Origin of the sequence: Streptomyces sp. NBC_01520 (genome assembly GCF_045040375.1) — a bacterium.
In the GTDB taxonomy this organism is placed as follows: domain Bacteria; phylum Actinomycetota; class Actinomycetes; order Streptomycetales; family Streptomycetaceae; genus Streptomyces.
In genome coordinates, this window is the sequence record NZ_CP109404.1 from 3300138 (window position 1) to 3314607 (window position 14470).

A 14470-nucleotide genomic window follows, 5' to 3' on the forward strand; every position below is an offset into this window, starting at 1 on the left:
CGTCGGCCCGAGTCCGTACGCAGAACTGCCCGGCTCCGGAACCCTCGTGGGGTTCGGAGCCGGGCAGTTCTGCGTACGGGAACGCGTGCCGGGTCAGTTCTTGACCGCGGCGACCTCCGGCGAGGCGGGCGCGTCGGTCTTCTCGCCGGTGGTGGTGGCGGACCCGCGGACGGCCGGGATGAACGCCGCGATCGCCACGGCGACCAGGGCGACACCGCAGCCGAACATCAGGCCGGTGCGGAACCCGTCCTCGGAGGTGAGGGTGAAGCCACCCGCCTCCATGGTCATCTGCGAGAGGACCGCGCCGATGACCGCGGCACCGATCGAGGTGCCGAGGGCGCGCATGAGGGTGTTGAACCCGTTCGCGGCGGCCGTCTCGGAAGCCGGGACCGCGCTCATGATGAGAGCGGGCATCGCGCCGTAGGCGAGGCCGACGCCGCTGCTGCTGACCATGAGGAACAGCATCAGGCCCCAGGCGGAGCCCATCAGGAGGATGCCCAGCCCGTAGGCGGCGGCGATGACCGCGACACCGGAGATCAGCGTGAACTTCGGCCCGCGGGCGTCGGTGAGCTTCCCGCCGAGCGGGGAGACCAGCATCATCATGAGGCCGCCGGGGGCCATCCACAGGCCCGCCTGGAGCATCGACTGACCCAGGCCGTAGCCGGTGGCCTCGGGGAACTGCAGCAGCTGCGGCGCGATCAGCATGCCGGCGTACATGCCGAAGCCGACGAAGAGCGACGCGATGTTGGTGATGAGCACGCGGGGGCGGGCCGTGGTCCGCAGGTCGACCAGCGGGTCCCTGGTCCGCATCTCCCAGAATCCCCAGGCGAGGAGCACCACGACGGAGGCCACGAACAGGCCGAGGGTCGTCACGGAACCCCAGCCCCACTCGGCGCCCTTGGACACGGCGAGGAGCAGGCAGACCAGTCCGACGGCCAGGCCGATGGCGCCCGGTGCGTCGAAACGCTGCCCCTTGGCGCCGGCCGGGACGTCCGGGATCAGGAACCAGATCAGGACGAAGATGATGAGGGCCAGCACGGCGGAGCCCCAGAAGAGCACCCGCCAGTTCGCGTACTGGGCGACCGCCGAGGCGATCGGCAGGCCGAGGGCACCGCCGATGCCCATGGAGGCGCTGACCAGGGCGATGGAGGAGCTCAGCTTCTCCTTCGGCACCACGTCACGCAGCAGGGCGATGCCGAGCGGCACCATGCCCATGCCCATGCCCTGCAGGCCGCGTCCGACGATCATGGGTACGACGGAGGACGCGAGCGCGCACACCACCGAACCGATGATCAGCGGTACGGCGCACGCGAGCAGCATCCGGCGCTTGCCCAGCAGGTCGCCCAGCCGTCCGGAGACCGGCACACAGACGGCCGAGACCAGCAGGGTGGCGGTGATCACCCAGGCGGCGTTGGAGGAGGACGTGTCGAGGAGCTGCGGCAGTTCCGCGATCAGCGGGGTGACCAGGGTCTGCATGATCGCCGCCACGATGCCGGCGAAGGCGAGCGTGGCGATCACACCGCCTGACCTGGCTGTCGGCTGGGGGGCATCCATAAAGGGGGAACTCCTTGACGCTTGTCTGCTCATAGGCCACCGGATGCGGCGATGTGCATCGTACACGTCTAGTGTGTCATGCATGTTATGTGTTCCATGCATGTCCTGTGGGATCATGGGGCGGGCCACGGAATCAACCCGCGCGAACGGCCCCGGAGCAGGAGGCGAGAGGACATGGCAAGGCCCACCTACGAGGTCGAGTACGAGCAGATGCTGCTCGGGCGCCACGAGCTCGCCCACAAGGGCGGACGCCACAGAACCGCGCTCCTGGACCGGAGCGCCTACATCCTCCTGAGCCGCATCCGCGTCCAGGGGCCGATGTCCATAGGCGAGCTGAGCGACGCGTTCGGCCTCGACGCGTCCACCCTCAACCGGCAGACCGCCGCCGCGATGCACGCCGGCCTCATCGAGCGCATCGCGGACCCGGCGGGCGGGATGGCCCGCAAGTTCCGGATGACCGACGAGGGCCTGCGCCTGCTCACGGCGGAACGCGAGCGCGTGGTCAGCGCCCTGGACCGGGTCATGAACGACTGGCCGGACGAGGACATCGCCGCCTTCGCCGGCTACCTCAAGCGCTTCAACAACGGCATCGAGGACCTCTCCCGACGCCCCTGGCCGCGCCCCTGACGGACCGCCGCGCTGCCGTCAGGGGACCCGGGACGGCAGCCTCCCGCCCTCCCGGACGCGACACCTTTCGGCCCTCGCCCTGCCCCCGTCAGTCCTCGGCCGGGGACATACGCCCCGTGAGCGCCGCCAGCGAGCTGCGTACGTGCGCCATGTGCGCCCGTGCCTCCTCGCGGCCCTCCTCGTGCTCCCGCAGCACCCTCTCGGTCTCCCGGACCACCCGCTCCTCGGCGACCCGCGCCCCGGAGAGCAGCTCCGCGGCCCGCGCCTCGGCGTCCTCCTGACCGTGCCGGGCGGCCTCCTCGGTCTCCGAGAGCTCCCGCCGCGCCCGCTCCAGCAGTACCTCGGCCCGCGCCGTCAGCTCCGCCTCACGCGCCGCCGCGTCGGCCTCCGCCGCGGCGAGCTCCGCCTCCGCGGCCTTGCCCCGCCCGGCATGCTCCTGCTCCTGATGGGCCAGCACCCCGGCCGTACGGCGACGGGTCTCCACCATTTCGGCCTCGGCGCTCCCGCGCGTCCCGTCGGCCTCCGCACGCGCCTCCTCGACGAGAGCCCCGGCCGTGCCCCGCGCCGCGGCCAGCACCTCCTCCGCACGGGCGTCGGCGGCCGACCGCACACCCCCGGCGTCCTCCCGCGCCGCCTCACGGAGGGTGCGGCCCACCGCGTCCGCCGCGTCCCGCACCTCCTGCGCCGCTTGCAGAGCCGCCCCGCGGGACGCCTCCGACTCGGCCTCCGCGAGGGCGAGGATCTCCTGGACCCGCTCCCCCAGCGAGACGTACGTCTGCGGCGCGAGGGAGGCGACCTCCTCACCGAGCCGCGCCGACTCGGCCGTCAGCTCCTCGGCCAGGGCCGTCAGCCGGGAGAGCCGGTCCAGGGCCCCGTCCCGCTCGGCCGACAGCACGGCCACGGTGCGGTCCACCTGCTCCGGACGGTAACCACGCCCCCGTACGCCGACGAAGTCGTACGCGGACACCGGTCCACCACTCATCCCTGAAGCCCTCTTTCCCGCTCTCCGAATCCCCGACCACCAAGCAATACGTCAAGGATGCGGCAATTGGTGCCGGAAGTCGGAATCGATCAGTCCCTTTCAAGACGGAAGGGACAGGCATCACAGCCCCCCGCACGCACAGGACGCCCGGTCCCCCGAGAGGGCCGGGCGTCCTGCACACAACGGGTCAGGTCAGAGCAGGCCGTCCCACATCTGCTCCAGCAGAACCGACCACCAGCTCTCCGGCGACGCCAGCGCCGCCGGGTCAAGGGCCACCAACTGCGCCTGGAAATCGACCGTCCAGCGGCCCGCCTGCTCGGGATTCAGCCCGAACCGCAGCCGCCACATGCGGCCCAGCAGCGCCATCGACCGCACGAACTCCGGCAGTCCCGTGTTCACGAACTGCGGCGGCACGGGCTGCCCGCCGGGACCCGCCTCGACCGGCACGGCCACGATGTTCGCCGTGCCGTACTGCACACAGATCGCCCGGCCGAAGTCGGACCCCATCACCAGGTACGAACCCGCGTCCGAGGCCGGCTGCAGCTGGCGCTGCGCCGCCAGCTCCGCCAGCGTCGGCACCACGGGATGCCCCGGCTGCGCCCAGAAGAACGGACCGAAGTCGGCGGGCAGACCCGCCCACACCAAGGTCTGCGCCACGACCTCGGGCACACCCTGACGGGACACCGCCCGCTGGTCGAAGCGGAGCACACCCTGCGGACCGAAGGCCCCGAGCAGTTCCTCGGCCAGCGCCTCCGGCGGTACGGCCATGGCGGGCGGCATCTGCGGCAGCGGCGCCCGCACGGGAGCCGGCCGCGCCGGACCGTCGGCGACCTGGTGCAGCTCACCCTGATGCGTCAGCAGATGCTGCATGCCCTGCTGGCGGCTCGCGTGATCCGTGCCGTACGGGGCGACGCTCGTGATCCTGACCTGCGGCCAGGTCTCCCGGATCATCCGCGCGCAGTAACCACCGGGCAGCTCGCAGGACGCCAGCTCCGTGTGCAGCTCGATGACCTGCTGCGGCGGCACGTTCATCCCGCGCAGCTCGTGCAGCATCTGCCACTCGGGGTGCGGCGTCCCCGGCGCCGAGCGCCGGATCAGCTGCTGCTCGCTGCCGTCGGGCGCGCGGAAGCGCAGCACCGCCTGGTAGCCCGGACCGACCGTGGGCTGACCGGAGGGCTGCTGCGGGTAGCCGTAGGCCGGGGGCGGCGGGGTGTGCGGGCCCGGCGCGCCGGGAGGAGGCCCGGGCGGACCGGGCGGCTGCGGAGCACCGGGGCCGCCCGGCCCCGGACCCGCGAACATGGTCTCGGCGTTATGCGCCCCGCCACCCGGGGGCGGTGTCGCCCCAGGTGGGCCGGGCGGAGCGGGAGGTGCGGGCGGCTGCGGAGCACCCAGGGCACCGGGCGGACCGGGAGGCTGTGGAGCACCCGGGGCTCCGGGAGGACCCGGGGGCGGCGGCATGTTGGGGCCGCCGATGCTCGCGTCGGCGAACATCGTCGCGGCGTGGTGCACACCGCCACCGGGGGGCGGCGTCGCACCGGGCGGACCGGGAGGACCGGGAGGCTGCGGAGCAGCCGGGGCTCCGGGAGGCCCCGGGGGCCGCGGAGCACCCGGCGCACCGGGAGGGCCGAGCTGCGAGACGAGCTGCGTCGGGACGTACCCGCCGGCCGTACCGGGTCCCGACGGCGGCGGGGTCGCACCGGGCCGTGCACCCGGGGTACCGGGCGCGCCCGGCGGCGGCGGAGGCGTCGAGCCGGTGCCGCGCGCGCCGCGCGGCGGCACGACGGCCTTGCTCGTCGCCGCGTCCGCGATGTCGCCCGCGTCGGCCCCCGGAGAGGCGGATCGCGCGGGAGGGCCCGCCTGGGGGCTCAGCCCTGGGACCACCGCGGTCCGGGGCAGCCGGCTGCCTCCCGACATCAGGGCCGTGGGCGCCTCGGCCGACACGACCGGCGGCGGGGTCCCGTCGTCGTCCGAACCGGAGAGCGGCGGCGCGAACACCGTCGCCGGCAGCCCCACCGCGCCGTCCTCCGAATCCGCGTTGGTGTCCGTCCCCGCCCACGGGGTCGCACCGGCGGGCACGCCGTCGGACGCGGTGGGCTCGTAGTCACGCTGCCCGCCCGCGGCCGGCCACGGGGTCGCCCCCGCGTCGGCCGGCCCGGCAGGAGAAGGAGAAGGGATAGGGGCGGGAGCCGGGACGGGTGCGGGAGGAGGCGTGTCCGGCTCCGTCCGCCGGTCCGGGATGCCCAGCTTGTCCGCCGCCTCCTGGAGCCACTCCGGCGGGCTCAGCAGGAACGACGTCTGATTCAGATCGATGCGCTGCGGCGGCTCCGGAGTCGCCGGTGCCACGTCGGGCGCCCCGTACTCCTCCTCGTACCGCCGGATCACCTCGCCGACCGGCAGCCCGGGCCACAGGGTGGCCTCACCGCTGTCGCGGGCGATCACCAGCCGCTGACGGCCGCCGTCCGAGATCGGGCCCTCCGCCCGGTCCTCGGCCCACACCACGAAGCCGAGCTCGAATTCGCGGACCCGCACCTCACGGTGCTGGTAGGCGGGCACGTCACCGTTGACCCACTCGTCCGCCCGCTCCTGTGCCTGCGCGAAGGTCACCACCGCGCTCACCCCTCCACCGGGACGGCCTGCGCGAAGCCGCCGTCCACCATCAGGTTCGCCACGGTCTCCAGTTCCGGGGGGTTGCCCGCGAGGCGCTGGAGGAAGGCGTCGAAGTCCGTGCCACAGGGCAGCAGGAGCCGGTCCACGCGCTCCTGCACGCTCCAGCCGTCCTGGTCCCTGGCGTCGTCGTACGCGCAGAACCACACCGAGCCCACGTCACCACCCCGCACCTTCACGGCGATGATGCCGCCCTGGACGAAGGCGACGCCCAGGTAGTCCTTGGTGAAGTGGTCCCGCAGGCACTTGTTGACGTACACCAGGTCGTTCACGGCAGCCTCCTCGCGCACCGTGAAGAACGGCTGGTCGACCAGCAGGCCGAGCTCCGCGTCCAGCGCCGCGCCGACCGGGGCCGAACCGCCGGCCGCCTTCAGGAACGAGCGGTACGCGCCGGGGAGCCGGTAGCCGAGGTCCTCCTCGACACCCAGGACCTGCTGCTCGCTCACCGCCACCGCGCCCTTCGGCAGCCGGAAGTGGGCGGGCCTGGTCTCCTGCAGCGGCCGGGTGCCCCGCCGGTCCTGGTCCACCGAGGTGGTCGCCAGGCCGCCGTGGTGACGCAGCAGCGCCTTCACCTCGACCGGGACGAGCTCCATCCGCCGGCCGCCCGCCACGTGGTGCCACGTCCAGCCGTGCGGAGTGGCCACCGCCGGAATCGTGTCCCACAGCTCGTGCCCGCTCGCCGCCATGGCCGCGTTCGCCGACACGTAGTCCGTGAGCCGCAGCTCGTCGATACCGAATCCCGGCGGCGGATCAGCGATCTCCGCGGCGGCACGGGCGTACGGCGAAAGCACCGGGTGGCCGTTCTCGTCCACGCGCACACCCCTGGGATGGCGGGACGCCCGGACCGGGTCCGGGAAGTGCACGACCTGCCCGGCGTAGGCCGCGTTCGGTGGCGCGGTTTGCTGACCGAGCCGACCTGTCGTCATGGCGGTTGCCCCCTGCTGCGTCTGGTGTTCCGCACAGCCTATGCGGTGGCGCAACAAGGGCCCCCGCCTCCTCCGCATCCCTTCACCGAACGTCACCACCGCGTGACGGTGGTGCGACGATCGGGCCACCGAGCCGCGACACGCAGACACGTTTCAGTGCCCCAGCTTCCCCACCACCCTGCACATTTGGCAGGCTGTCCCCCGCAAGTCGGGGGATTGCGGGAGGGATGTCCAGACCATGCACTCTGCACAAACAGTCACATCCGGAGATCCGCGACTCAGCTGGAGCAGCACCGAACCCAGCCGCGCGCCACAACTCCACCACCGCCGCGACGGCATCCTGCCGGCCGTGGCCGCAGCGCTTTCCGTACGCGGCGAAACGCTGACCTGCACCGCCGGCAAGGGGGACCAGCCGCCGGTGCTCCACCCACTCGTCCAGGACTTCCTCGACACCCTCACCAGCAATCAGCGCGAGCGCTTCACGGGGCGCTGCCCCGAGGCGATACTGCTCTCCCGTCAGCTCACCGCGGCCGACGGCGGCCGCTCCAAGCGCGCCCAGCGCAAGCCCCTCACGAACGGGGAGGCCCGCCGGGCGCTCAAGCACGCCCGGCTCACGGCCCGGCACATCCGCGAGGACGGCGACCCGCTGCACGGCAGCTACGCGCGCCCCTGCCGCTCCTGTACGGAGATGCTCGCCCACTTCGGCGTACGCCCCGTCGACCTCACCACCGCCGGGGCGGCGACCACCGCCGAGAAGGGCTGAGCACACAGATGCGCGACCGAACCGACGTACCCGCCCAGCTGGACCGCGTCTCGTCCACCCGCTTCCCCGTCGCCGTGGACGCCGCCCTGCGGCAGGCCGGCTGGGAGCCGGGACGCTGGGACATCCGGCAGGCCGAGGAGTGGGCCGACGCCCTGCGCTCCCACGCCTCGCCCGCCGGGCACCAGCACGCGGTCTTCCCGGCGGCGGTCGAGGCGTGGGCCGAGTTCGGCGGGCTGCGCATCACCGCGTCCGCGCCGGGCCGGCAGATCGCACCGGCCGCGGTGCGCATCGACCCGCTGAGCGGGCTGCACCTCGCCCGGACGCTCGGTGACCTGGGGCGCGCGCTGGAGACCGAGGTGGCACCCCTGGGCGAGGAAGGCGACGGCCAGGCGGTGCTCGCGATGGACAGCGAGGGCCGGGTCTACTCCATCGACCACACCGGCGACTGGTACCTCGGATCAGACATCGACCGAGCCCTCGCCACCCTGATCACCGGCACCCAACCCGACCGCCTCACCTCCCCCTGAAGGGTCGGTGGGGGGTTACGGACGGACAGTTGCCCCGTATGCACCACTACGGGCGTCCGCAACCTCCCGCCGACCGCGCCTAGGCGGTGGGGAGGACGGCGGAGACCCGGTAGCCGCCTGCGTCCGTCGGGCCTGATACGAAGACGCCGCCCAGGGCCAGTACCCGTTCGCGCATGCCCACCAGGCCGTTGCCGCCGCTCGGCAGCCCGGCGTCCGCCGTGGCCCCGTCCGTCGGGCCGTTCTCCACCTGCATCGCGACCTCGGAACCCCGGTGCGCCAGCCGCACCCACGTCTTCGCACCCGCCGCGTGCTTGTGCACGTTCGTCAGGGCTTCCTGCACCACCCGGTACGCCGTCTGCTCGACCTCCGGGGCGTACGGGCGCAGCTCGCCGTCCACCGAGAGCTCGACCGTCATCCCCGCATCCCGGGACTGCGCGACGAGCGCCTCCACCTCGCGCAGCCGCGGCCCGTCCTCCGTGGCCGCCGCCGCGGCGGCAGCCGCCGCCCGGCCCACCGAGGCCAGCGGGACCCGGCCGGCCGGCGGGGCGACGAGCGCGTCCCCGCTGCGCAGGACGCCGAGCATCTCCCGCAGCTCCGTCAGCGCCTGCCGGCCCATGTCGCCGACCAGCGCCGCGTTGCGCACCGCCTTCGCCGGGTCCTTGGGCGCCACCGCCTGGAGCGCCGCCGCGTGCACCACCATCAGGCTGACCCGGTGGGCGACCACGTCGTGCATCTCGCGGGCGATCCTGCCCCGCTCCTCCGTACGCGCCCACTCGGCCCGCTCCTCGGCCCGGTCCGCCAGGAGCGACAGCTCCCGCTCCAGCGAGTCGGCCCGCTCCCGCAGGCTCTCCATGAGCCGTCGCCGCGCCCCGATGTACAGGCCGAGGAGCACGGACGGCGCCGTCAGCCCCAGTGCCATGAAGAGCGACATCAGCGGTACGTACCAGTCGCCCGGCCCGAAGTCGGCCTGGGCGGTGACACTCTGCCGCAGCCGTACGTAGGTGACGATGAACGTGCCGACGAGTGTCATCCCCGTCAGCACGACGGTGATCCTGCGCGGCACGTCAGAGGCGGCCAGCGTGTACAGGCCGACGAGGGCCATCAGGAAGCCCATCTCGGCGGGCGTCATCGCGATCGACACCAGCACCACGGCGATCGGCCAGCGCCGGCGCACCACCAGCACCGATCCGGCCAGCAGCCCGAAGATCACCGCCACCGGCACCGGCAGCCCGGTGTCCCCGGCGAACTGCACCCCCTCCAGCGCACACTCCAGCGCCGAAACCAGCGCCAGTCCCACGTCCAGGGCGACACCGCGCCGCCGCTCCCACCACCAGTAGCCGCGGGTGGTCGGTCCCGCCGCTTCCCGGTCTGCCCCCGTTGCGGTCATGGCATCCAGACTACGGGCGGGCGCATCCCAATTTCCGGAGACTCCGTCAGCGCGGGAGGCGACCGGGCGTGCCAGGGAGACGGGGCCCCGGGTTCCGCGTCCGGGCGGACGCCGGGTAAGCGCGTTCCGGCATCCGTGCGGGAGAACACCGGTGGAGGCCAACGGGATTGTCCGGGCGGCCGTGCGGCCGGGGCACCCGGTTTCACCGTCGCGCGGAGGGCGCTCGGTACGGCATAGTGTTGGGTGCCGATCGAGCGGACTGAAGAATCTTCCGCTTAGTTCCCCCATGGTGTAATTGGCAGCACAGTAGCTTTTGGTGCTATTTGTCCGGGTTCGAGTCCTGGTGGGGGAGCTTTGTACGCGGGCCCCGACCTCACCAATCGGGGCCCGCGCTCGTTTCGTGCGGAAACACCCCCGGTATCCTGCGGATGTCCACCACCCGAAGCCGAAGGGCACATCCGTGAGCGCCAACCCCCCGGCAGCCGTCGTCGTCCTCGCAGCGGGCGAGGGCACCCGCATGAAGTCGAAGACCCCCAAGGTCCTGCACGAGATCTCCGGGCGCTCGCTCGTCGGACATGTCGTCGCCGCCTCCCGTGAGCTCGGCCCCCAGCACCTCGTCGTGGTCGTCGGCCATGCGAGCGAGCAGGTCACCGCACATCTCACCGCCGGGGACACCCCCGTACGCACCGCCTACCAGGCCGAGCAGAACGGCACCGGGCACGCCGTACGCATGGGGCTCGAAGAGCTCGGCGGCACCGTCGCGGGCACCGTGATCGTCGTCTGCGGCGACACCCCGCTGCTCTCCGGCGAGACCCTGTCCGCACTCGCCGCCACCCACTCCGCCGACGCGAACGCCGTCACCGTGCTGACCGCCGAGGTCCCGGACTCCACCGGCTACGGCCGGATCGTCCGCGACGCGGCCACCGGCGCGGTCACCGCGATCGTCGAGCACAAGGACGCCACCGACGCGCAGCGGGCGATCCGGGAGATCAACTCCGGCGTCTTCGCCTTCGACGGCCGGCTGCTCGGCGACGCGCTCGGCAAGGTGCGTACGGACAACAGCCAGGGCGAGGAGTACCTCACCGACGTGCTGTCGATCCTGCGCGAGGCGGGCCACCGGGTGGGCGCGTCGGTCGCGCCCGACCACCGGGAGATCCTGGGCATCAACAACCGGCTGCAGCTGGCCGAGGCCCGGCGGCTGCTCAACGAGCGCCTGCTGGAGCGCGCCATGCTGGCCGGCGTGACGGTCGTGGACCCGGCGTCGACGCTGATCGACGCGACGGTGACGTACGAGCGGGACGCGGTGGTGCACCCGGGTACACAGCTGCTGGGCACGACGCACCTCGCCGAGGACGCCGAGGTCGGCCCCAACTCCCGGCTGACGGACACCGTCGTGCACCCGGGCGCGCGGGTGGACAACACGGTCGCGATCGGCGCCGAGGTGGGCCCCGGTGCGACGGTCGGCCCGTTCGCCTATCTGCGGCCGGGCACGAGGATGGGCGCGAAGTCCAAGGCCGGGGCATACGTGGAGCTGAAGAACACCACGATCGGCGAGGGCACCAAGGTGCCGCACCTGAGTTACGTCGGTGACGCGACGATCGGCGACCACACGAACATCGGTGCGGCGAGCGTCTTCGTGAACTACGACGGTGTGGCCAAGCACCACTCGACGATCGGGTCCCACTGCCGGACCGGTGCGGACAATATGTTTGTGGCGCCTGTCACGGTGGGGGACGGGGTTTACACGGCGGCGGGTTCGGTCATCACCAAGGATGTGCCGTCCGGTTCGCTGGCCGTCGCACGGGGCCAGCAGCGGAATATCGAGGGCTGGGTGGCCCGGAAGCGTCCCGGCAGCGCGGCCGCGCAGGCGGCCCAGGCCGCGGCCGGGGAGGCCGACGCCGAAAGCTGACCGGAAACAGGTGCGCCGAAGGCGGCGTACCGTGATAGATGCTCACCCATTTCGGCTGGCTCGTCGCACATCGGGACACATGCGTGCGGTGCCAGATACACGTCTGAGGAGACTGTGCTGTGACCGGGATCAAGACGACCGGCGAGAAGAAACTGATGCTCTTCTCCGGCCGCGCCCACCCCGAGCTGGCCGAGGAGGTCGCACATCAACTGGGTGTCGGCCTCGTGCCGACGAAGGCCTTCGATTTCGCCAACGGTGAGATCTACGTACGTTTCCAGGAGTCCGCCCGCGGCGCCGACTGCTTCCTGATCCAGAGCCACACGGCTCCGATCAACAAGTGGATCATGGAGCAGCTCATCATGCTGGACGCGCTGAAGCGCGCGTCCGCCCGGTCCATCACGGTGATCGTGCCGTTCTACGGCTACGCCCGCCAGGACAAGAAGCACCGAGGTCGCGAGCCGATCTCGGCGCGTCTGATCGCGGACCTGATGAAGACGGCGGGTGCGGACCGCATCCTCACCGTCGACCTGCACACCGACCAGATCCAGGGCTTCTTCGACGGTCCGGTCGACCACCTGTTCGCGCTGCCGATCCTGGCGGACTACGTGGGCGCCAAGGTCGACCGTTCGAAGCTGACGATCGTCTCCCCGGACGCCGGCCGCGTGCGTGTGGCCGACCGCTGGTGCGACCGGCTGGACGCGCCGCTGGCGATCGTCCACAAGCGCCGCGACAAGGACGTGCCGAACCAGGTCAGCGTCCACGAGGTCGTCGGCAACGTCCAGGGCCGGGTCTGTGTCCTGGTCGACGACATGATCGACACGGGCGGCACGATCTGCGCCGCCGCCGACGCCCTGTTCGCGCACGGCGCCGAGGACGTCATAGTGACGGCCACCCACGGGGTGCTGTCCGGGCCGGCCGCGGACCGTCTGAAGAACTCGAAGGTCAGCGAGTTCGTCTTCACGGACTCCCTGCCGACCCCGGGCGAGCTGGAGATCGACAAGATCACGGTGCTCTCGATCGCGCCGACGATCGCGCGCGCGGTGCGCGAGGTCTTCGAGGACGGTTCGGTCACGAGCCTCTTCGAGGAGCAGGCGTAACACAGCGGATGATCACCCACGGGTGATCCACTTTGGGTGCGGCCTCCCCGCCGGGTAGACTCAGCGAGTTGCTCGGCGAGGGAGGCCGTTCTCATGAGTTCTCATGGGGACCGGCGGTCCGTTATCGACGCGCTCTTCGTAGCAGGCCTGTCGTGGGCCGGGTGACCACCGCAGTTTCGTCACCTTACGAGGAGTGCATCATGGCCGAGATCAAGCTCGCCGCAGAGGTCCGTACCGAGTTCGGCAAGGGCGCCGCCCGCCGTACGCGTCGTGCCAACCTGGTCCCCGCGGTCGTCTACGGCCACGGTGCCGAGCCCGTCCACATCAACCTGCCGGGCCACCAGCTGCAGCTGGCGCTCCGCACCGCCAACGTCCTCATCGGTCTCGAGATCGACGGCAAGGACGCCCTGGTCATCCCGAAGGCCGTCCAGCGCAACGCCATCAAGGGCAACATCGAGCACGTCGACCTCCTCACCGTGAAGCGCGGCGAGAAGGTCGAGGTCGAGATCGCGGTGCACGTCGAGGGCGAGCTGGCCCCGGGCGGCAACCTGCTCGAGTACGTGCAGAACACCCTGCGCGTCGAGGCCGAGGCCACCCACATCCCCGAGTCCGTCACGGTCTCCATCGCGGGCCTGGACGCCGGTGACTCGATCCTGGCCAAGGACATCCCGCTGCCCACCGGTTCGGTGCTGGCCGAGGAGCCGGAGAACGTCGTGCTCTCCGTCGTCGCCGCGCAGGTCGAGGAGGCCCCCGCCGAGGAGGCTCCCGCCGAGGCCTGATCCTCGCCCCACCTGCTTCACTGACGGGGTGGCGGTTCCCTTCCGGGGATCCGCTGCCCCGTTTCCCTGTCATCACTGGTCCGTACGCGAGGAGACCGAGCGCAGATGTCCGACGTCACCGACCCCTGGCTGATCGTGGGCCTCGGCAACCCCGGCCCCGAGTACGCGGCGAACCGGCACAACGTCGGATTCATGGTCGCCGACCTCCTGGCCGAGCGGATCGGCGGGAAGTTCAAGCGGGCGCAGAAGGCGCAGGCGCAGGTGCTGGAGGGCCGGATCGGTCCGCCCGGACCCGCGAGCCGGCGGGTGGTGCTGGCCAAACCGATGTCGTACATGAATCTGTCCGGCGGGCCCGTCACGGCGTTGCGTGACTTCTACAAGGTGCCCACGGACCACATCGTGGCGGTCCATGACGAGCTGGACATCGACTTCGGCATGCTGCGGCTGAAGCTGGGCGGCGGCGACAACGGGCACAACGGGCTGAAGTCGATGACGAAGGCGATGGGTCCGGACTACCACCGGGTGCGGTTCGGGATCGGCCGTCCGCCGGGGCGGATGCAGGTCGCCGACTTCGTGCTGAAGGACTTCTCGGGTACGGAGCGCAAGGAGCTGGCCTACCTGGTCGACCGGGCGGCGGACTCGGTGGAGTGCCTGCTGGCGGACGGGCTGGATCGGACCCAGACGACGTACAACTCCTGACATTCCTGCTGCTTCTTGGGCCATTTTCGGCCACAGGTTGACCGAACGCGCGGCTCTGCCCAAAGATCGGCCCCCATGAAGCGGAGTACCTCCCCCCGGCTGCTGGCCCACGGCCGTACGTTCCTCGCGGGCTGCATCGTCCTGCTGCTGCTCGTCGCTGGGGCGTGGTCGTCGTGGAACACCGCGCACCACATCGTCCTGGCCAAGGGCCGTGAGCACGGCACCATGGCGGTCACGGGGTGCGGCGAGGACGTGTGCACGGGGTCGTTCGCACCCGACGCGGAGTCACGGGACCGGGCCGCCGTGACGGTCCCGCGGTCCGTCGCGGCGAAGAAGGGTGACCGCTTCCCCGTCGTCGTGAAGCCCGGCACCGGTGACGTCGTACGCACCGGGACGCCGGGCTTCCTGCATGCCTGGGTGCCGCTGGGCGGTGCGCTGGTGCTGGCCGCCCTGGTGATCGGCGGCGGTCTGCGGCTGACGCGGACCGCCTGGGGTACGGGCATCGCGGGCGCGGCCCTGCTGACGGCGACGTTCATCGCCCTCTGACAGGGCCGCA

At 72.0% G+C, this 14470-nt stretch carries 13 protein-coding genes and 1 tRNA gene; 9 read left to right on the forward strand and 5 right to left on the reverse strand.

Annotated features, from left to right (window positions below):
• Positions 1-93 precede the first annotated feature (93 nt).
• The gene (locus OG524_RS14840; protein WP_405390338.1) at positions 94-1554 is read right to left on the reverse strand and encodes an MFS transporter; all 1461 of its coding nucleotides are present in this window, start codon (positions 1552-1554) and stop codon (positions 94-96) included.
• A 174-nt stretch (positions 1555-1728) separates the two neighbouring features.
• Here OG524_RS14840 and OG524_RS14845 point away from each other — a divergent pair, with 174 nt between their 5' ends.
• Entirely contained in the window at positions 1729-2181 is a 453-nt protein-coding gene (locus OG524_RS14845) for a MarR family winged helix-turn-helix transcriptional regulator (RefSeq protein ID WP_405390337.1), read from the forward strand.
• 88 nt (positions 2182-2269) lie between these two features.
• Here OG524_RS14845 and OG524_RS14850 read toward each other — a convergent pair whose 3' ends face one another.
• The 3 genes from OG524_RS14850 to OG524_RS14860 form a co-directional block, all read right to left on the reverse strand.
• Positions 2270-3163, reverse strand: a complete 894-nt coding sequence (locus tag OG524_RS14850; RefSeq protein WP_405390336.1) for a cellulose-binding protein — start codon at positions 3161-3163, stop codon at positions 2270-2272.
• Between the two features lie 192 nt (positions 3164-3355).
• Positions 3356-5779 (reverse strand): SUKH-4 family immunity protein, encoded by a 2424-nt coding sequence (locus OG524_RS14855; RefSeq protein ID WP_405810580.1) that lies wholly within the window; start codon positions 5777-5779, stop codon positions 3356-3358.
• Entirely contained in the window at positions 5776-6753 is a 978-nt protein-coding gene (locus tag OG524_RS14860) for an SMI1/KNR4 family protein (RefSeq protein ID WP_405390334.1), read from the reverse strand. Before OG524_RS14860 ends, OG524_RS14855 begins: the two co-directional genes overlap by 4 nt.
• Before the next feature lie 238 nt (positions 6754-6991).
• On the opposite strand from OG524_RS14860, the gene OG524_RS14865 reads away from it, so the two are divergent.
• Positions 6992-7516, forward strand: a complete 525-nt coding sequence (locus OG524_RS14865) for a YwqJ-related putative deaminase (protein WP_405390333.1) — start codon at positions 6992-6994, stop codon at positions 7514-7516.
• 8 nt (positions 7517-7524) lie between these two features.
• On the forward strand, positions 7525-8043 hold the full coding sequence (locus OG524_RS14870; RefSeq protein WP_405810583.1) for an SUKH-3 domain-containing protein: 519 nt from the start codon (positions 7525-7527) through the stop codon (positions 8041-8043).
• 79 nt (positions 8044-8122) lie between these two features.
• On the opposite strand, the gene OG524_RS14875 is transcribed toward OG524_RS14870, so the two are convergent.
• Positions 8123-9430, reverse strand: coding sequence for a sensor histidine kinase (locus tag OG524_RS14875; RefSeq protein ID WP_405390331.1), 1308 nt, complete (start codon positions 9428-9430; stop codon positions 8123-8125).
• Positions 9431-9710: 280 nt separating this feature from the next.
• On the opposite strand from OG524_RS14875, the gene OG524_RS14880 reads away from it, so the two are divergent.
• From OG524_RS14880 to OG524_RS14905, 6 genes are all read left to right on the forward strand, one after another.
• Positions 9711-9782, forward strand: a tRNA-Gln gene (locus tag OG524_RS14880).
• Between the two features lie 108 nt (positions 9783-9890).
• Positions 9891-11339, forward strand: a complete 1449-nt coding sequence (gene glmU, locus OG524_RS14885) for a bifunctional UDP-N-acetylglucosamine diphosphorylase/glucosamine-1-phosphate N-acetyltransferase GlmU (RefSeq protein WP_405390330.1) — start codon at positions 9891-9893, stop codon at positions 11337-11339.
• 119 nt (positions 11340-11458) lie between these two features.
• Positions 11459-12436 carry a ribose-phosphate diphosphokinase gene (locus OG524_RS14890; protein ID WP_405390329.1) on the forward strand — a complete coding sequence of 326 codons (978 nt, stop codon included), beginning with the start codon at positions 11459-11461 and terminating at the stop codon, positions 12434-12436.
• A gap of 200 nt (positions 12437-12636) precedes the next feature.
• Positions 12637-13215, forward strand: a complete 579-nt coding sequence (locus OG524_RS14895; RefSeq protein ID WP_405390328.1) for a 50S ribosomal protein L25/general stress protein Ctc — start codon at positions 12637-12639, stop codon at positions 13213-13215.
• Between the two features lie 105 nt (positions 13216-13320).
• Positions 13321-13914, forward strand: a complete 594-nt coding sequence (gene pth, locus OG524_RS14900) for an aminoacyl-tRNA hydrolase (protein ID WP_405390327.1) — start codon at positions 13321-13323, stop codon at positions 13912-13914.
• A gap of 75 nt (positions 13915-13989) precedes the next feature.
• Positions 13990-14460, forward strand: a complete 471-nt coding sequence (locus OG524_RS14905) for a hypothetical protein (RefSeq protein WP_405390326.1) — start codon at positions 13990-13992, stop codon at positions 14458-14460.
• Positions 14461-14470 lie beyond the last annotated feature (10 nt).